The 19376-nt window shown below is 42.9% G+C and carries 16 protein-coding genes; 5 read left to right on the top strand and 11 right to left on the bottom strand.

The window, feature by feature from the left end; all coding sequences use genetic code 11:
* The 7 genes from O1D97_RS17420 to exaC all read right to left on the bottom strand — a co-directional run.
* A partial coding sequence (locus tag O1D97_RS17420; RefSeq protein ID WP_269127435.1) for a site-specific integrase occupies positions 1–332 on the bottom strand: 332 nt, incomplete at its 3' end.
* Between the two features lie 519 nt (positions 333–851).
* Entirely contained in the window at positions 852–2501 is a 1650-nt protein-coding gene (locus O1D97_RS17425) for an amino acid ABC transporter ATP-binding/permease protein (RefSeq protein WP_269127437.1), read from the bottom strand.
* Positions 2494–4284 (bottom strand): thiol reductant ABC exporter subunit CydD, encoded by a 1791-nt coding sequence (gene cydD / locus O1D97_RS17430; RefSeq protein WP_269127438.1) that lies wholly within the window; start codon positions 4282–4284, stop codon positions 2494–2496. Before cydD ends, O1D97_RS17425 begins: the two co-directional genes overlap by 8 nt.
* A 3-nt stretch (positions 4285–4287) precedes the next feature.
* Complete coding sequence (gene cydX, locus O1D97_RS17435) at positions 4288–4398, bottom strand: cytochrome bd-I oxidase subunit CydX (protein WP_269127439.1); 111 nt, start codon at positions 4396–4398, stop codon at positions 4288–4290.
* A 70-nt stretch (positions 4399–4468) separates the two neighbouring features.
* Complete coding sequence (cydB, locus tag O1D97_RS17440; RefSeq protein WP_269127440.1) at positions 4469–5605, bottom strand: cytochrome d ubiquinol oxidase subunit II; 1137 nt, start codon at positions 5603–5605, stop codon at positions 4469–4471.
* 1 nt (position 5606) lies between these two features.
* Positions 5607–7181, bottom strand: a complete 1575-nt coding sequence (locus O1D97_RS17445; RefSeq protein WP_269127442.1) for a cytochrome ubiquinol oxidase subunit I — start codon at positions 7179–7181, stop codon at positions 5607–5609.
* A gap of 347 nt (positions 7182–7528) precedes the next feature.
* The gene (exaC, locus tag O1D97_RS17450; protein ID WP_269127444.1) at positions 7529–9046 is read right to left on the bottom strand and encodes an acetaldehyde dehydrogenase ExaC; all 1518 of its coding nucleotides are present in this window, start codon (positions 9044–9046) and stop codon (positions 7529–7531) included.
* A 203-nt stretch (positions 9047–9249) separates the two neighbouring features.
* On the opposite strand from exaC, the gene O1D97_RS17455 reads away from it, so the two are divergent.
* Positions 9250–10182 carry a helix-turn-helix domain-containing protein gene (locus tag O1D97_RS17455; RefSeq protein ID WP_269127445.1) on the top strand — a complete coding sequence of 311 codons (933 nt, stop codon included), beginning with the start codon at positions 9250–9252 and terminating at the stop codon, positions 10180–10182.
* Positions 10183–10346: 164 nt separating this feature from the next.
* Here O1D97_RS17455 and O1D97_RS17460 read toward each other — a convergent pair whose 3' ends face one another.
* From O1D97_RS17460 to O1D97_RS17475, 4 genes are all read right to left on the bottom strand, one after another.
* On the bottom strand, positions 10347–11375 hold the full coding sequence (locus tag O1D97_RS17460) for a succinylglutamate desuccinylase/aspartoacylase family protein (protein WP_269127446.1): 1029 nt from the start codon (positions 11373–11375) through the stop codon (positions 10347–10349).
* A 693-nt stretch (positions 11376–12068) separates the two neighbouring features.
* Positions 12069–12278 (bottom strand): hypothetical protein, encoded by a 210-nt coding sequence (locus O1D97_RS17465; RefSeq protein WP_269127447.1) that lies wholly within the window; start codon positions 12276–12278, stop codon positions 12069–12071.
* Between the two features lie 256 nt (positions 12279–12534).
* Complete coding sequence (locus tag O1D97_RS17470; protein WP_269127448.1) at positions 12535–13770, bottom strand: glycosyltransferase; 1236 nt, start codon at positions 13768–13770, stop codon at positions 12535–12537.
* 48 nt (positions 13771–13818) lie between these two features.
* On the bottom strand, positions 13819–14580 hold the full coding sequence (locus O1D97_RS17475) for an FCD domain-containing protein (RefSeq protein ID WP_269127449.1): 762 nt from the start codon (positions 14578–14580) through the stop codon (positions 13819–13821).
* A 272-nt stretch (positions 14581–14852) separates the two neighbouring features.
* Between O1D97_RS17475 and O1D97_RS17480 the strand changes: the two genes are divergently transcribed.
* The 4 genes from O1D97_RS17480 (at position 14853) to fabV (ending at position 19265) form a co-directional block, all read left to right on the top strand.
* Positions 14853–15701, top strand: coding sequence for a (Fe-S)-binding protein (locus tag O1D97_RS17480; protein WP_269127450.1), 849 nt, complete (start codon positions 14853–14855; stop codon positions 15699–15701).
* Complete coding sequence (locus tag O1D97_RS17485) at positions 15698–17134, top strand: LutB/LldF family L-lactate oxidation iron-sulfur protein (protein ID WP_269127451.1); 1437 nt, start codon at positions 15698–15700, stop codon at positions 17132–17134. The genes O1D97_RS17480 and O1D97_RS17485 overlap by 4 nt, the downstream gene beginning before the upstream one ends.
* Positions 17131–17790, top strand: coding sequence for a LutC/YkgG family protein (locus O1D97_RS17490; RefSeq protein ID WP_269127452.1), 660 nt, complete (start codon positions 17131–17133; stop codon positions 17788–17790). The genes O1D97_RS17485 and O1D97_RS17490 overlap by 4 nt, the downstream gene beginning before the upstream one ends.
* A gap of 272 nt (positions 17791–18062) precedes the next feature.
* Positions 18063–19265 (top strand): enoyl-ACP reductase FabV, encoded by a 1203-nt coding sequence (gene fabV, locus O1D97_RS17495; protein WP_269127453.1) that lies wholly within the window; start codon positions 18063–18065, stop codon positions 19263–19265.
* The last annotated feature ends 111 nt before the right edge of the window (positions 19266–19376 follow it).

Here is a 19376-nt window from a genome sequence, read left to right on the forward strand (position 1 = left end):
ATATTTAATACTTCATCGGGATACAGTAAATCCGGAATTTTTTGCGTCTTGTTAGAATGTGGTAAAGCCATCTGGCCTAACGGCTTATTCAAAACATGACGATAAAGAAAGTTAAGCGCATGCAAGGCTTGACGGCAACTGGACCATGACCAATGACGATCACGAATAAGGTAAAGTAAATAACTTTGAATTTCTGTATCACTGAGCACATCAGGGGATAGATGAAAATACTTAGCGACTTCTTTTAGCTGATATAGATAAGATTTTTGAGTGGCGGCTGAGAGGCCTTGCAATGTCATCTGATCAATGACTTTTTGACGTAATGGGGTCATCACTGAATCCTCCAATTATGAATAGAGAATTAAGTTTGGTAACGAATCATAAAATTAGAAAGGAAACAATGAACCGCTCCGCGAAGCGGCTTAGTTCAACATTTTTAATAATGCGCACGCTCATTTAGACAATTTGGAAAACCTCTGAAAAACTTTATAAGCAATTGAATATTATGACTTTTATAAAATTATTCACAAAATCCAAAACTGGAAAAACGAGCGTGCGTGTTTACCCATTTATCCACGGCCTGTTATTTCTGCTGAGGATATTATTATCCATTGATACTAAAAGACTTTCTTAATTCTTGCTAGTACAAAACGCGCGAAATTAAGTTTTTTAAAATGGCTAAACGCGCAAGACTGTGACTGGCTAGAAAATAAACTGTATGGGTGTACAGAGTAATTGAAATTATGCACAGGGCTCTGTGGTTGGTTTTTTTATGTTTCAAGAGAGTTTGGCGGGTTTAGATGGTTTTGTCGGCCTGAAGGCGCGACAGTTTTTGATTAATGTAATAAAAATCAGAGTGTTATCTTGCGTGATTGGTTTCCTAAAGGGCTGCTGACATGGCTGACTAAGAGTAACATGTTTGGTTTGTATGGCCCTTGTAGTGACTCACATATTTTTTCAATGGTGTGCGTGTCTAAGCCGTCAAAAGGTTCGTCTAAGAGCAGAATAGGGGCTTGTCTTAATAACAGTCTGGCTAGGGCGAGGCGTTTTCGTTGACCGCCGGACAGGTTGCGTCCTTGTGAACTTAGCAGTGTGTTTAGCCCATTGGGTAAGGCGCGTGCCCAGTCGCCGAGGGAAACGGCGTCTAATACAGACCACAGTGATTCGGTTGTGGCGTTGGGGTTGCCAAGGCGCAAATTAGCCTCAATGCTTTGTTGGAAAACATAAGGTGATTGAGGTAAATAACTTAATTGCGCTTGATAAGACGGGTTGTTGTACAGTTCACAGGTTTGGTTATTTATTAAGGCGTTTCCGGATGATAAGCAATCGCCCGCCATGGCCGCGAGTAGAGTGGATTTACCGGCACCGCTGGCACCACCAATCCAGATAGAATCTCCCGTTTGAATATCAAGATCAATCGGGGCGTTTCCCATGCCACTGGCTGCGTGGAAACCTCGCCATGTTCTAAATTGCATCTGTTGAATGGGGGCGATGGTCTTTTTGTCCTGTATGGAAGGGTCTGGTTGCAGCTGGTTTAAACGGCGTAATCCTACTTGCGATTGACCTTGCGCGACAAAGGATTGAGCGAGGGGCAATACCAGTTCGTTCACGGCCAATAAAGACAGGGTAAAACCAACCACCCAGGTGCCTTGAACGTCTGCTAATAATCCCCAGCGGCCAGTGTCGGCTTGGTACTCTCCGACCATAAAGAGGCTCACGGCTAATAATGCTATGGTGACGCCGTAGCAACCTAGCCGTCCTAAACTGATGGCGTTTTGGATACGGATTTCGGTTTGGCGTTGTCGTTCATCAAGCTGTTTTAATCGCTGAGCGTACGTCTGCCAGTGACCGCGAATGGTTAGGGTGATCAGCGCGGAAAAAACACTGATAAAACGGCTCCGACGATGCACACCAAGAATCTGTCCAACGTGTACAGCATGACTGGCAAACTGGCCACAAACATAAGGGACAAGTAGCAAATGGAGTAGGGCGGCAATTGATAGAGGCCAGAGTAAGGTAGGTAGAATGATATAGGCTAAAAGAGAAACGGCTCCATAGGATAAAAGTGCATAAAGCCAAGGTAAAAAAACGACTAAGGGCCAACGAATGATCTGATCAAGGTCGCTGACCAAACGTTGTAATAAATCTCCACGGCTTTGTTGATGGAGGTTTGCTGGGTTCTGCGCTACTCGCTGATCCCAAACCCAGAGTCTAAGAGTGCGTAATAAACTCAGCAAATGGTTATGGGCGGTCACTTGTTCACCGTAACGACCTGCAGTACGCAAAATGGCCATTAAACGCACAATGGCTCCTGGCGTTAAGTAGTTAAAGGCTAATCCTACCCCCATGGCAGTGGCTAAGCCTGTTGCTGAAATAAACCAACCAGAAATGCCTAACAAGGCCACACCCGCTAAGCTGGAGATGACCCCTAAGACAATAGGAATGGCAAAGTACCAAGGGTTAGCCAACAGAAGTCGCTTTAGGGATAACTTTTTACTCATGTAACCCCCTTTTAGTCAGCACCCAATGTTTGTCTGCCCAGAGAATTGGGTGAGTGTCATGACTGACAATCAGTAAGGTTTTCCCTTTTGAGGCTTGCTCTAGCGTGGTCAGTACCGCTTGAGCTGTTTCGTTATCAAGACCAGAGCAAGGTTCATCTAGTAACCACACATCGGCGTTAGACAATAAAGCTCGAGCAATGGAAAGTCGTTGCATTTGACCACCTGACAGCCCCGAGCCTAACTCTGTTAACTTAGTGTCGAGGCCATCAGGTAGTGCTTGAATAAATGCATCGCATTGGCTTTTTATTAGAGCCGTCTGAATGGCTTGTTCGCTCGGTGGTGTGATCCCGAGTAATACGTTACGGCGAATACTGCCATTGACCCATTCTGGTGTTTGCGGTAACCAAGCGAGGTTCTTCCGCCAATTGCTCAAGTTGAGATGGCGAAAGGGTTGGCCATTGATGAGGCATTGCCCTTGATAGTTTTCCTCAAATCCTAGTAATAGATGCAATAAGCTGGATTTCCCTACGCCAGATTCACCACTTATCCAAATACGTTCACCTTGGGATACATGTGCGTTGATAGGAGCCAGTCGATAGCGACCCTCTTCAAACCAACTGAGGTCCTTAAAGCGCAAAAGAGCTTGGCCATCGATAGCGTAGTAATACGCTGTTTCTGAGGGGGGTTGTGTTTCCGTTTCAGTAGTGGATGTCTTTTTTTGTGTTTGAAGGTGCGGACTCTGTATCGGTGCGTTCATTATTTCTAACAAATCGGTGGCGGCCGCTTCGGCTTTTTGTTTTGCGTGATAGTCGTTGCCTAATTGTCGTAAAGGTAAGTAAAACTCAGGCGCCAATAACAAAAGAAACATAGCTTGAGTGAGTGTGACGGGTGAACTGCCGACTTGCCATGGGAGGATCTCCAGTAGCCCAAGGCCAAGATAAAGGGCTATCATAGCAATCGACAAGGATGCAAAAAGCTCAAGGGTGGCGGTAGATAAAAAGGCCAGGGCTAAGACACCCATAGTCGTTTTTTGGTAGGCCGTAGCGCTGTCTGATAAACGGTCTCTTGCTTCACGGGTTCGGCCAAGACGTTTTAATTCAGCTAACCCTTGGCTCAGGTCCATAAACTGATTGGATAACATGGCTAACACATTAAATTGACGACGGTTTGCTTGCGCGGCTTTATGACCAACAAAAATCATAAAGAGAATGACTAAGGGGGCCGTCAGCATGAAAATAAAAAAAGTGATCCAAGAAACAGACATTACAGACAATAGAATTACTGAGGGAATGAGTGCCACCATAAACACCTGGGGTTTATAGCGACTAAAATAGTCATCGAGTGCATCGACTTGCTCATAAACACGGGTAGAAAGCGCCGCATCTTCGTCGATTATTAAGCGGGCAGGCCCAAGTTTAGTCAGGTGCGACAACAGCTTACGACGTAAATCATAACGTATAGCGCGACTTGCATCGGCACAAATGCGTTCTCGTGCGAAATTGGCGAAGGCTCGCATTAATAGCGCCAATAAACCAATAACCAGATAAGACAGGGAAAAAGACTGATGCAAGGCCATCTCAGAAAATACATTCGCCAGTGCCCAAGCCTGAACGACTAAAGACACGGCGAACACGACACCAACCGCTTGAGCAGAATGGTACTTTACAGATTGAAGGTTAGCTAACTCACCTAAAAAAAGCGCCTCCAGCGTCTTAACTCGACTCGACACGGCGGCCTGCTTTTTTTTCAATGTCTGCTGTTGCACTTTTTCCAGTCTCGACATCGTTTACAACTGTTCTTCTTCGCCTTCGTAGCCACTAAACTCTAGCCAAATTGCATTAATGATGCCAAATGAACAGGCCAATAAAATGCCTAGAATCCAAGCAAAATACCACATAATTTACCCTCCAAGGTGAGGTGAAATGCACCTCACCTGTTTATGTTAATCGTATTGATAGTTTACATTTTTAATAAAGCGAATGACTGTTATCTTCAATGTGTTTTTTGCTCAAACGACCAGACATTACGTAGTAACTCCATAAGGTATAGGTCAGAACAATGGGCACAAAAATACAAACAACGACAAACATAATCATCATTGTGTTATAGCTTGATGTCGCATCCCACATAGTTAAACTCATGCTAGGATAACTGGAAGAAGGCATTAAGAAAGGAAACATGGAACCGCCAGCGGTCACAATAATACCGATAATACCTAGGGATGACGCCAAGAAAGACAGTGCGCCTTTTTTCATCAAACCAGCTAAAGCCGCACAGAGCATGCCGGCAATGCCAAGAACCGGAGCCAGAATCAGTACTGGGTACTTATCGTAGTTTGCTAGCCAGGCACCAGACTGTATTTCGACGGTTTTCATCAAAGGAGTTATGGCTTGGTTACCATCAATCACACTGGTAAGCACGTACCCATCGATGCCGTAAGCCAGCCACATCCCTGCAATGATGAACAAAACGGCTGCAAGCGAACCCGTTACCGCAGTAGCAAGAGAGGCTTTACGATGCAACTCATCATCGGTCTTCATCTGTAACCAAGCCCCACCTTGTGTCATGAGCATCATCAAGCTAATCAGACCACAAAGAATGCCAAAAGGGTTCAGTAAACCAAAGAAAGAACCCGTATAAGTGGAACGCAAATATTGATCGAACTCAAAAGGGACCCCTTGTAATAGATTGCCAAACGCCACACCGAAAATGATCGGAGGCACGGCCGAACCAAAGACTATCCCCCAGTCCCAGCTATTACGCCATTTTGAATTTTCTAACTTAGAGCGGTAATCAAACCCGATTGGTCGAAAGAAAAGGGCCGCTAACACCAGCATCATAGCGAAATAAAAACCAGAAAATGAGGTGGCGTACACCACTGGCCAAGCGGCAAATAAGGCGCCACCAGCCGTAATGAACCACACCTGGTTACCGTCCCAATGGGGAGCGATTGAATTGATCATGATTCGGCGTTCGGAATCTGTGCTACCAATGATTTTTAGTAAGCTACCAACGCCCATATCAAATCCGTCTGTAACAGCAAACCCGATCAGTAAGACACCGATCAACCCCCACCAAATGACTTTTAATGATTCGTAATCCATCTTATACCTCCTGCTTTAGCTGAGCGGCTTCTTGTTCAAGTGCATAACGACCTGTGTGCAAACTGGATGGGCCTTGTTTAGCAAAGCGAATCATCAAGTACATCTCGGCGATTAAAAACACTGTATACAAGGCGGTGAACCCTATAATAGTGATCCAGATCTCCGTTTCAGTTAAGCTAGATACGGCAACGTGTACGGGTAAAATTTCACCGATGGCCCAAGGTTGACGACCGTATTCTGCGATGAACCAGCCTAATTCACAGGCGATCCATGGTAAGGGTAAGCACAAGATAATGAATTTTAAAAAGAGAGGGTTCTTACCTATTCTTCGACGTGCATTCTGATAAAACGCCGCGGCAAAGACAACGAGCATAATAAAGCCACAGGCAACCATAATACGAAAAGCAAAGAATAAGGGGGCGACACGAGGGATAGAATAATCGACTGCCATATCAATATCGGCCGCAGACACGTTGTTGATATCTTCGTTAAATGCCGTCACCAGTAGGCCATAGCCAAGGTCACCTTTGACTTTCTCAAAATTGTCTTTAATAAGAGGGTCTGTTGATCCGTTGCGCAACTCTTCAAGCAATTGATTCGCATAAATGCCATTGATAATACGTTGGCGGTTATGCTCTTTTAGGTCTTTGATCCCAGTCACTTCTTCATCGAATGATCGCGTGGCAATGATGCCCATTAACCCCGGAATCTTGAGCGCAAACTCCGTTTCTTCAAGTTCTTGATTAGGGAAACCTATGATGGTGAAATCGGCGGGAGCGGCTTGTGTTTCCCACTCGGCTTCAATAGACGCCAATTTTACTTTTTGGACTTCACCTAATTCATAACCAGATTCATCTCCTAGAATGATGACACTCAATACGGAGGCCAAACCAAAAGCCGATGCAATGGCAAAGGAGCGACGAGCAAATGCAAGATCACGGCCTTTGAGTAGGTAATAGCTAGAGATAACCAAGACGAACATCGCCCCAGTGGTATAGCCTGCAGAAACCGTATGTACGAATTTAACCTGAGCGACTGGGTTTAATAGGAGGGCGCCAAAATCGACTAACTCCATACGCATGGTTTCATAGTTAAACTCTGAACCGACAGGGTTTTGCATCCAGCCATTGGCAATTAGAATCCATAAAGCGGATAAGTTAGAGCCAAGTGCGACCCCCCATGTAACCATTAAGTGTTTGACTTTACTTAAACGGTCCCAGCCAAAGAAGAATAAACCAACCAAGGTTGATTCTAAGAAGAAAGCCATTAACCCTTCAATGGCTAAAGGGGCGCCAAAAATATCGCCAACGTAGTGAGAATAATATGACCAGTTGGTTCCGAATTGGAACTCCATAGTCAGACCTGTGGTCACTCCTAAAGCAAAGTTAATACCAAACAATTTACCCCAAAATTTCACCATGTCTTTGTAGACTTGCTTGCCGGTAATCACGTAAACCGATTCCATGATGGCCAGCAAGAAAGCTAACCCTAATGTCAAAGGGACGAACAAGAAGTGGTACAAAACAGTGAGAGCAAATTGAAACCGTGATAACTCCACTACAGCTTCGTTAATCATATGACTTCTACCCATTCATTTGATTGAGATTAAGGCGCTTGTAGATGTTTTTTGGAGAAATTCTTATTATCCACGCCCACCGAAGCCCTAAATCATTTTCAGGGCTTACTATAAGGTAAAATTATAAGTCTAGGCCTTATTTGAAACATTGCGATAGATCAATATAAAAAGTGAGAACAGAAGAAATGTCTAAAGAAAGTAGCTGCGAAAAGCAGGTTGTGTGAGGATATTTGAATCTGGTATTTGAGGTTATAAAAAAAGCCAAAGGCAGGGGACCTTTGGCTTTTGGTTGGATGTTATTTGTTCATTATAACCATCTGAAATTCTAGTGGTTATGGGTTACTGAACTAAAAGAATCCCAACGGATTGATATCATAGCTAACCAATAGATTCTTAGTTTGTTGATAATGCTCAAGCGCAATTTTATGGGTTTCACGGCCAACACCGGATTTTTTATACCCACCAAAAGCAGAGTGTGCTGGGTATTGATGATAGCAATTCATCCACACGCGCCCGGCTTCTAAGTTACGACCCATACGATAGGCTAGGTTAGTGTCTCTTGTCCAAAGGCCCGCCCCCAGACCAAATTCACTGTCGTTTGCAAGGGCCAATGCTTCCGCTTCATCTTTAAACGTTGTGACACTGACAACCGGACCGAAGATTTCTTCCTGGAAAATACGCATGTCATTTGATCCTTTAAACAGCGTCGGTTGTACATAGAAGCCGCCATCTAACCCCTCGACCTGGGCGATTTCACCGCCAATTAAGAGTTCTGCACCTTCTTCTTTACCAATATCAATGTAGCTTAGTATCTTTTCAAATTGCTGTTTTGACGCTTGAGCGCCGACTTGCGTTTCGGTGTCTAGTGGATCGCCTCGTTTGATGGTTTTGGTCCGTTCAATCACGAGAGCCATAAATTCGTCGTAGATGGACTCATGAACCAAAGCACGGGATGGGCAAGTACAGACTTCACCTTGGTTGAAAAAGGCCAGTACGAGTCCTTCAACGCATTTACTGACAAATTCTTTTTCTTGTTGCATCACATCTGCAAAATAGATGTTAGGGGACTTACCGCCGAGTTCAACTGTGGAAGGAATAATATTTTCAGCCGCACATTTTAAAATATGAGCGCCAACAGGAGTTGATCCGGTAAAGGCGATTTTCGCTATGCGCTTACTGGTAGCAAGGGCTTCACCCGCTTCTTTACCGAAACCGTTCACAATATTCAGAACACCGGCTGGTAGAAGATCTTGGATGACTTTAATCATTTCTAATATGGATGCGGGCGTTTGTTCAGCGGGTTTTAATACAACGCAATTCCCCCCAGCTAAGGCCGGTGCTAATTTCCATGCGGCCATTAAAATAGGGAAGTTCCAAGGGATAATTTGACCAACCACGCCTAATGGCTCATGGAAATGGTAAGCGACTGTGTGTTCATCTAGCTCGGCTGCTGAGCCTTCTTGAGCTCTTAGGCAACCGGCGAAATATCTAAAATGGTCTACCGCTAATGGAATATCGGCATTAAGCGTTTCGCGAACGGCTTTACCATTGTCCCATGTTTCTGCCACGGCTAATGCTTCAAGATTCTGTTCTATGCGATCAGCTATTTTTAATAAAAGGTTTGAGCGAGCGGCGACGGATGTTTTTCCCCATGCTTCACGAGCGGCATGAGCGGCATCCAAGGCGAGATTAATATCTTCTTCAGTGGAACGAGGGATGCGACAAAATACTTCACCATTAACGGGGCTGACATTATCAAAGTATTGGCCTTTCACTGGAGCCACCCATTCGCCACCAATAAAATTTCCATATTCTTCTTGAAAAGAAATCAAACTACCTTCAGTACCTGGTTTTGCATAAATCATAACGCTTCTCCATTATTGTTTTTATTTGAGAGGTTAACCTCTGTCTACACTGTATAAATAACGGTAAAGAAAGACTTGTCTGTCAGTCCATGATATTTGTCTGACTATCCAGTATTTGTGTTGACCAAAGACGCTCTAAGAGTGATTATAAAAACAGCATTACCTGCATCACCCTAAACAAAAACGATAAAAGAGGTGTGAAAATGAGTCACTCGATGTCTGCTGCAAACCTTTTGTTGAGACAAAAACGTATTCCTACGCAGTTAGTAGAAAATCGTGTTTGTTTTGCTGGCCCTCACGCTGAATTAAGTATTTACGATACTTATGATCAAGCGCAGAAAGTCAGTTTGAAATCGGATTCCTTGTTGTATTGCGGCATGGTAACAGGGGCTAAGGTTATGCATACCGAATTTCAAAAAGACATCTCATTTTTGCCCCATGAATCTTTTATTCTTGCGCCTGAGCAAGAGGTGTTTATTGATTTTCCTGAAGCGCAAATAGACAAGCCGACAACCTGTCTGACGGTGGAAATTTCTAAAGAACGCGTAGCGCAAATTTGTGACAGGATGAACGATATTTTGGCTCAATCTTTACCTGCAAGTACAGTAATAGACCCTCACCAACCCTTACATACGCTGCACACTCAAGCGACACAACAGGTATTGGATCGTTTAACCAGTGATTTTATACAGAATGACCCGGATAGGGATTTGCTGGTGGATTTTGGGGTCAATGAATTAGTTACCAGAATTTTAAGGCATCATGGGCGGGATGCTTTGTTGCACTTTACTCTTAATGTTCCTGATGCGAATGGACTCACGAGTGTATTGCATTGGATAGAACAGAACTTAGCTCAACCTTTGGAGGCCGAAAAGTTAGCCAAAATTGCGTGCATGAGCCGCAGTCGATTTTATGACTCCTTCAAACGCCAGCTCGGCTGCACACCACTAGAATATCAACACCAACGACGTATGAATCGTGCTTATCAACGGCTGCAAGAGCACTGCTCTGTGACCGAAATCAGTTATGAAGTCGGTTACGCCAGTTTGAGCCATTTTAGCCGTCGTTTCCATCAACACTTTGGCGTTTCACCAAAACACGTTGCGCCAAAAGCGTTAGATCGTAAACTCATGTAGGTTGAGATTTATCTCGACAAACCGCAATTTGCGTGGGGTAACCTGTTGTCTGAAAATTGGCATTTTTTATGTTATTTTGCTAGATATTAGGAGTACTCCGAGACGCCCATTCATTCCGTATAGGTGTCTCAGATTTTGTAGCCGCCTATTAATAAAGCGGCCGTTTAATCCATATCTAGATTATTTTCGTCTAAGATTAAATTATCTTGCAGTAGTTCTACATGCTCAGCAACTGAGTCCGGAGAGTTGAAGTAAGCAATGTGATACATGGCTTCACCTTCTTGGGCGAGGGGGATGTTTTGCTTACCGATGACGATGCCTTCTGCGGGACTGTTTATCGTTGCTAGCGTTATTCCGTAAGGGTCATTTATGTAGGCTAAGGCTTCTCCTTTCGCAACATGATCTCCAAGGTTGGCGACATGATTGACAAAGCCACTTTCGCTGGCTCTAATCCAACCACTTTGGCGGGCGATAAAGGGTTCAATAGAATGGCCTTTGGTTTTACGTTTATTGAGCATACCGATTTGGCGCATGACGTTGATAATGCCTTTTACACCAACTTGAATGGAAAACTCATCGTAGCGTAACGCTTGACCGGCTTCATAAAGCAGTACTTTAGTGCCAAAATCCGAACTGGCTTGACGCAAGGATCCTTCTCGTATTTCAGAATTTAGTAATACAGGTAAACCAAAGGCCTTAGCAAGTTCTAAGGTGACAGGATCATCTAAATTGGCACGTATTTGCGGTAAATTACTTCGATGGATTGCGCCCGTATGTAAGTCAATGCCGTAATCGCATTTTGATACGATTTCAGTTAAAAATATATTGGCAATACGGCCTGCAAGCGACCCTTTTTTACTACCTGGAAAGCTGCGATTTAGGTCGCGTCGGTCGGGTAAGTATCGGCTTTGATTCAGTACACCGTACACATTAACCATTGGTACAGCGATTAAGGTTCCTCGTAAGGATTTAATGGACTTATTACTAATCAATCGACTAACGATTTCAATCCCATTGAGCTCGTCACCATGAATAGCGGCACTTACGAAAATACAAGGACCTGGTTTTTTCCCTCGCTGAACATATATCGGTATAGACATACGTGTGTCGGTATACAAGGGAGGCATGGGTAACTCAATTTTTTTGATTTCACCCGCTTTAATGCTTTCTCCCGCAATTATGAGCTCACTCATCTAGCCTTTACCTTTTGTCTAAGTGTGATTAGGTCTGTTTTTGGTACGATTAAATCGATTCTTTAGGCATGCTTTTCTGTAGGTGCATTGGTATTGATCAATTACTGAGCTACCTTTTCCTGAGAAATTCGGGCGAATATTGACGAGTCAAATAGGCGGCCTGCTCATTTTTGGCTGGTTATTATTGAAATTAACCGCTCTATTCACCGTTTTTCTATATTGCAGATATATACCATTTAATAGTGGGAATTGCTGTAGTCTTTTGTCTATTTTTTAGTATTACAAACACAATGAAGGCATTGTCTGCTGATAAATATGGCCCTATCCTAAAAAACGCTTTAGTGAGTTGGAATAAAGAATATGAATGGTCCCAAAGTGCTAGGAAGTTTCTTTATTGGTGTGGCAGATGCGTTTTATAGAATGGTTGAAATCAACATTATCATTTTAATGAAAACTAACGTTGGAGTTTAATGTAATGGTTTTTTTAAAGTTAGTGCTTGGTATTTAAAGGGAGTGGCGTTAGAAAGGTTTGGAAGAATTAATATGTGGGTAAAGGATCATTATATTAGGGAGGATGTGCGCTGATATTTTTATTCTTGCGCATTCGCCCTGTTGGTAAAGTAAGTCATTTCTAATACGGATTTGTATAGTAGAAAATCTTACTGTACCCCTCTTTTTGGGTTGTTACTGAACTTAGGCTTGTTGGCCTTTTACTGAAACGTGTGTTAACGCGTTTTTCGTATTGATAGCGAATTGTTTGATAGAGCGAGCAACATGGAAGATACCATTGCTGATTGCTTCAGCACGTTCCGCACGAGCAATAAGTTCGATTTTTTCAAATTCAGACATATAGCTTGTATCAACATTTTTTAGTAATTCAGTAAGTGATTTTTCAGTTTTCATCGTAGTACTCCTAGATTTTCGTTAAGGTCATCGTTGTCTCTTTCAGTAACGCTATAATAGGAATCTAGAGTCAGAAAGACAAACGACTAATATTGTACTGATAGCTGAATAAAACTAACCTATCTTGTGATAGTTGTTGGTATTGGCGTTTGTGACGCACTATGAGAGAGGTGTATTCGATGGTTTATATTCGATAAACAATAGGGTAAACAGGTGCGGCTAGTAGAGCGTTACCTGTTTGATTTTGAAGGATTCGTTAGGCTTCTTTCTTGTTTTTAGCTTCAATCCATTGTGACATATATTGCGTACTCTTTAGGCTATGATGTCTAAGCATCATACTCATGAAATTCTGACTCCTGATGTCTGATAGGGCTTTTTGATGCTGAATTATGTGTTTGATAAAAGGCGCTTCAAGAAGATCTTTATCGTATTTTTCTCTAAGTATTCGTTCACCATTTTTCTGAAAACATTGCCACTGGTTTTCATCTTGATACAGATTAATGGCCGCTTCAGCAAACTCGGTTGGATCGTCTACAATCACCCCATTCCAAGGAAGGCTTCCATGCATGGCTTCTGCTCCTATAGCGGTAGTGATGCTAGGGGTCCCCGTTTCCATGGCTTCCACTAATTTGCCTTTAATACCGGCACCAAATCGAAGTGGAGCCAGCAGTACTCTTGCCTGTTGCATAACCTCTTTTGCGTTTTCAGCCCAACCTTTAATATGAAATCCCTGTTTAGGATTGTGCAGTTGGGTGGCTTTAGGTGGAGGGTAAGCACCGTATATATGCATTTCAGCTTGAGGGAGTGCTTTACGGATGAGAGGCCAAATTTCAGTTTTTAGTTGTAACACCGCATCCCAGTTAGGTGCGTGGCGAAAGTTGCCAATGCTGATAAAATGCTGTCTTGCATGAAAGGAAGGGCTTTGTTGAGACTCCGCTTCGCTTGCTATGGTTAGCATAAAGGGCAAAGAGTACAGTTGCGCTGCAGGAACGTTAAAGTGTGTTTTTAAGAGTGCTACTTCTTTTTCTGAAATCATCAAAGTAAGGTCGCTACGGAAAATAGCGGCGACTTCTCTAACCGTATGTTCATTATGCATATCTAAGATATTGAAGGTTTTATCTTGTTTGATGGCTTGATGTCTTGCTTGGCGCAGGCTATGTAAGTCTTCCGTATTAAGCAAACGCAATGCATTAGGGCAGTGTTTTTCGACTCGCCAACCAAATTGCTCCTCCATCATAAAACGATCAAACATGACCAGATCAGGGCTCAGCTGTTGAATAAATTCATCGAAGCTGCTGTTATTCAACTCAATGGCAACGGACTGGATTTTCAGCGCTTCTAAATTTGCCATATGATCTGTTTGTTGTGCTGGACTCGCAAACGTGACTGTCCAGTTTTGGTTTCGGTAACTGGTTAATAATTGCATCATACGGCTACCGGCCGCAGAGGAGTTTGGTTCTGGCCATACATAGCCGATTACGAGAATATTCACACTGTACTCTTTTTAATTTAATAGATCGTTGGCGGCTAAAAAATCTTGTTATCTAAGCAAATTAGCTTGCTTCAAGGCTCTTTGCCGACGGGATTCTAAACGGCTAACTTCCAGTAATATATCTTCAACATAGGATAAATGACTGTGAATAGCGTTTTTTGCGGCTTGAGGATCACTGTCCATAATCGCTTGATAAATGGCGGTATGCTGTTCCATTACTTTGCCACGGGCTTCGGAGTGCTGAAATAAATAATCTAAATTTGCCGCGATACTTTGTGCCAACATTTGAAATAATGCCCGCATGGTATGAAGCATAACGGCATTGTGAGCGCATTCCGCTATAGTGAGGTGAAAGGCCGCGTCGAGTTTTGCTTCTAGAGCGGGGTTCTTTTGCTTGTTGGCCTCTATAAGATCATTATAGGATTTTGTGAGTTTTTCTTTATCTTCATCTGTGCTGCGTATGGCGGCATAGTAAGTAGATATGCCCTCCATGGCGTCACGAAACTCGAGTAAGTCATAACGAAATTCTGGATGGGTCGACATGGCTTGCAAAAGCGGGTCACGTAAGTCGCTACCTAGATCTTCGCTGATGTAATTGCCTCCACCTTGCCGACTGACCACCATGCCTTTGGCTTTGAGGTTTTGGATTGCTTCTCTCAAGGAGGGGCGTGAAACATCGAAGCGTTCCGCTAATTCTCTTTCAGGAGGCAGTCTGTCTCCTGGTTTAAGCAGTCCTTCTATCATCATGGTTTCTAATTCTTTAGTAATGAGATCAGAAAGTTTTCCTTGAGAGGGAAGTGAGCGAGACATAACAAAACCTGTTTCTAAAATGAATGCTGAAATCCTAATTGGTAAGACCATTTTTTTCAATTGAAAATCAAGCTAATTGCACTTTTTTCCCTATATATAAAGACTTTGGTTGATTTTATCTAGAGAGCATGTCTAAAATAAAGGAAATATTGGTAATACTGGTATTACCAATATTGAAAAAATAAAAATTAATCTCTACTTTATTGTTTGTGCGATACGTTTTTAGGTTTGTTTTGTGCCGAGCTACTAGCATTCGTACTTGAGGAATCATCATGCCTGTTCATCACTTTATTCCAGAAGAGCCGTTAGTTGAATCGCTTACTGATGCTCTTTCAACGCCATTAAAGCTCTATCCGACGAAACCTGAAAAAGTCTATGTTTTTGGAACCTGCTTGGTGGATTTGTTTTATCCCGAGGCTGGTATGTCAGGGGTGGTTTTATTAGAGCATGCTGGTGTGGAAGTCTTATTTCCACAGGATCAAACATGTTGCGGCCAACCTGCTTATACTTCAGGGTATAAAGAAGAAGCTAGACTGGTGGCTTTGGCTCAGATGTCAATTTTTGGTGAAGATTATCCGATTGTTGTTCCCTCTGGTTCCTGCGGCGGCATGATGAAAACGCATTATCCACGATTATTTGAAGGGACTGAGCATCATCAACAAGCACTGGATTTTTCAGAGCGCATTTACGAACTCACCGATTTTTTAGTGCATGTTTGTGACTTATCTTTAGAGGATAAGGGAGAGCGGACTAAGATTGCGCTACATACTTCATGCAGTAGCCGACGAGAAATGAAAACAACGGATTCTGGAAAATTGTTGTTGGGACAACTGAAAAATGTGGCTTTAGTTGAGCCTAAAAAAGTGACCGAATGCTGTGGCTTTGGAGGGGCATTTTCAGTCAGACACTCTGAAATATCGAGCGCCATGGTGAAGGACAAGGTAATGCATTTGTCGAATACTAAAGCCGATGCTTTTTTGAGCTCAGATTGCGGATGTTTAATGAATATTAAAGGGGCGGCTGAAAAAGATAAGAGTGCGTTAACGCTGAGAAGAGGAGAGCATTTACTGAGTTTTGTGGCTCGTCGAGCTGGATTGATAGCTGATGGAGTAGAGGTATGAGTACAACGACAGGAAGTTTTCAACAGCGAAGTGATGTGGCCATACAGGATAAAAAACTCAGAGCGAACTTTCTGTCTGCGATGGATGGGCTAATGGAAAAACGAGATTTGGCTTTTGATGACAAAACGCAATTGGAAGCGTTGCGAATCCTTGGCGCTCAAGTGAGGCAAAATGCTTTAGTAAAACTGCCAGAATTATTGGTTGAATTAGAAACAAAATTAACTCAACGAGGCGTGCAAGTTCATTGGGCACAAACTCCTGACGAAGCCGTTGATATTATTCAATCGATCACGTTGAAAGAGAAAGCCCAAAAAATTATTAAGGGTAAATCCATGGTGTCAGAGGAGATTCATCTGAATGACAAAATGGAGCAGGTGGGTGTTACCTGCCTTGAATCCGATCTTGGTGAGTACATTGTTCAATTGGCGAAAGAAACTCCTTCGCATATTGTTATGCCTGCAATTCATAAAAACACCGCTGAGATTGCTGATTTATTGCATGAAAAAACAGGGATAGAGCGCAAAGAAGATGCACTCTATATGACGGAGCAGGCAAGGCAACAATTACGTAAAAATTTCATGGAAGCGGATATCGGATTATCTGGAGTGAACTTTGCCGTGGCTGAGACAGGCACCTTATGCCTCGTAGAAAATGAAGGCAATGGCCGTCTGACGACAACGGTTCCAAAAACTCACATCGCCATCATGGGTATTGAAAAGGTAGTTGAAAAGCTGGAAGACACGGCGCCATTGTTAAGTTTGTTAACGCGCAGTGCTACGGGTCAGCCTATTACAACCTATTTTAATATGATCTCGGGGCCTCGAAAGGAGAATGAGCTTGATGGGCCTGAAACGGTTCACCTCGTTTTATTGGATCATGGACGCACTCAAATGTATCAAGATGATGAATTGCTGGATACATTACGCTGTATTCGTTGTGCCGCCTGTATGAATCATTGTCCTGTGTATACTCGCATTGGCGGTCATGCATATGGGTTTACTTACCCTGGACCTATCGGCAAAATTTTAATGCCTCATTTAGAAGGGCTGGATGACACCCAATCTTTGCCGACGGCTTCGAGTCTATGTGGAGCGTGTGCTGAAGTTTGTCCTGTGAAAATCCCTATTCCGGATTTATTGGTTCGTTTAAGAGAAGAGGCAAATCATCCAAATCCCCAGGACAGCTATATAAAGGGCGCAGGCATTAAACGACATGGTATGGAGCCCGTTTTGTGGTCAATGTGGCGTTGGTGGCATCAAAGAGGGACTCGCTATCACATTATGACATCCATGCTGACGAAATTACATTTTTTACAGCCTAGTAAATTAGCGCCTTGGACGAACAAGAGAACCCTGCCTAAAATGGCGAAAAAATCGTTTCATCAACAAATGAAAGCACGCACAGATAGACTTAAGAAAGGGGCATTACGATGAATGCTAGACAGGCTATTTTAGATAAATTACAGCAGTCTTCATTGAAGCGAATAGGAGATGGGGATGTGATTCCTGATAGACCCGGTTTTCAAGTGATGCAAAGGGAGAGGAAAAGTAATGCTCAACTAAGTCAGCAATTTGAAAACATGATGGCTAAGGTGAAAGGGGAGGTGATTCGAGTCCCTCAAGAAGAGCTTGAAAGTAGGCTTAATGCTATTATTGAAGCAAAAGCGATTAAGACTCTGTTACTGTCACCAGAAAGCCCTTATAAAGCGTCTTTTAGTGGATTACTGGATGAGGTGAGAATTTATGACAAGGCCATTGAAAGCTGGAAAGAAGCGTTATTTAACGATATAGATGCCGCTATTACTTCGACACTAGGTGGTATCGCAGAAACGGGTACATTAGTGTTATGGCCCAGCGTTTCAGAGCCACGCCTGATGTCTTTAGTACCGCCAATTCACATTGCTATTTTGTATGAGTCTCAGATGCAACCAACTTTTTGGCATTTTATGCACCATCATAACTGGTCTGAAGGTATGCCGACGAATGCGCTGCTTATATCAGGTCCTTCAAAAACAGCAGATATTGAACAAACTTTGGCTTATGGGGTGCATGGGCCTAAAGAATTAGTGATTGTTTTGGTTGAAGAATAACACGCTAGCCTAACCGCTTTACTAATCGTTATGGAAGTGAGTAGTTAGGCTTATCTATTAACGGGGTTAATAACGTAAAGCATCGATTAATATGGGGCTTTGTTGCATGATGTTTACACCAACGCTCTTTACAGAGTTCTGAAACGACAAATTGAGACATCTTACCTGCACTATTGTATTATTCTCTTCTGAAGTGCTTGCCTGAAAGTGTTAGTCGATTATTGTTCAATTCAGGTGTGGCATCTACTACACAAAATGCGAGAGATTTTTTTATGATAATACAGCCTAAAATCAGAGGTTTTATTTGTACAACCACACACCCAACGGGATGTGACTTGAATGTTAAAGAGCAGATTGAACTGACTAAACAAAAAGGTCAGATTAAAGACGGTCCTAAGAAAGTACTCGTGATTGGATCTTCAAGTGGTTATGGTTTGTCTTCACGTATTGCAGCGGCTTTTGGATCCGGTGCGGCAACGTTAGGCGTATTTTTTGAAAAACCAGCGACAGAAAAGAAAACAGGTACTGCGGGTTGGTATAATGCAGCGGCCTTTGAAAAATATGCCCATGAAGCAGGGCTTTATGCAAAAAGCATTAACGGTGATGCGTTCTCAAATGAAGCACGTGAAAAAGTCATTGAGTTGATCAAGGCGGACCTTGGTCAAGTTGATATGGTGGTTTACTCTTTAGCGTCGCCAGTACGTAAATTGCCTGATACAGGTGAAGTCGTCCGTTCGGTATTAAAGCCCATTGGCGAAACGTACCGTTCAACGGCAATAGATACCAATAAAAATGTGATCATTGATGCTGAAATCGAACCTGCTACAGAGGAAGAAATTGAAGCAACTAAAATCGTAATGGGTGGGCAAGATTGGGAACTTTGGATGGACGCTTTGCAATCTGCAGGTGTGTTAGCTGAAGGTGCTCGCACTGTTGCTTATTCTTACATAGGTTCGGATATTACTTGGCCAATATACTGGCATGGTGCGCTAGGTAAGGCGAAAGAAGATTTAGATCGTGCGGCAACAGCAATCAATGCTCAGTTGTCTCAAACGGGCGGTGGTGCAAATGTTGCTGTATTGAAGTCTGTGGTGACACAAGCGTCCTCAGCGATTCCAGTCATGCCTTTGTATCTTGCGATGGTCTTTAAAATCATGCGTGAGCAAGGTGTTCATGAAGGGTGTTTGGATCAAGTGTACCGTATGTTCTCTGAACGTTTGTACAATGGATTAACTCCTGAAGCATTAACGGATGAGTCGAATCGTTTGCGTCTGGATGATTTAGAATTACGAGATGATATTCAGGCGGCATGTCGTGACTTGTGGCCTCAAGTGACCTCTGAAAACCTATTTGAAATGACCGACTACCAACTGTATAAAGATGAATTTTTGAAATTATTTGGCTTTGGTGTAGACGGTGTGGATTATGAGGCTGATGTCAGTCCTGAAGTCGACTTTGATGTTATTACGCTTTAGTTAACAATAGGCTACAAAAAAGGAGTAAGTGGATTTCTCTTACTTCTTTTTTATTATGCAAAGATAGCCTACTATGATTACTGTGTAATATTGAGTAATGCTATGATGACA

Source organism: Marinomonas phaeophyticola, from assembly GCF_026966905.1.
GTDB lineage: Bacteria > Pseudomonadota > Gammaproteobacteria > Pseudomonadales > Marinomonadaceae > Marinomonas > Marinomonas phaeophyticola.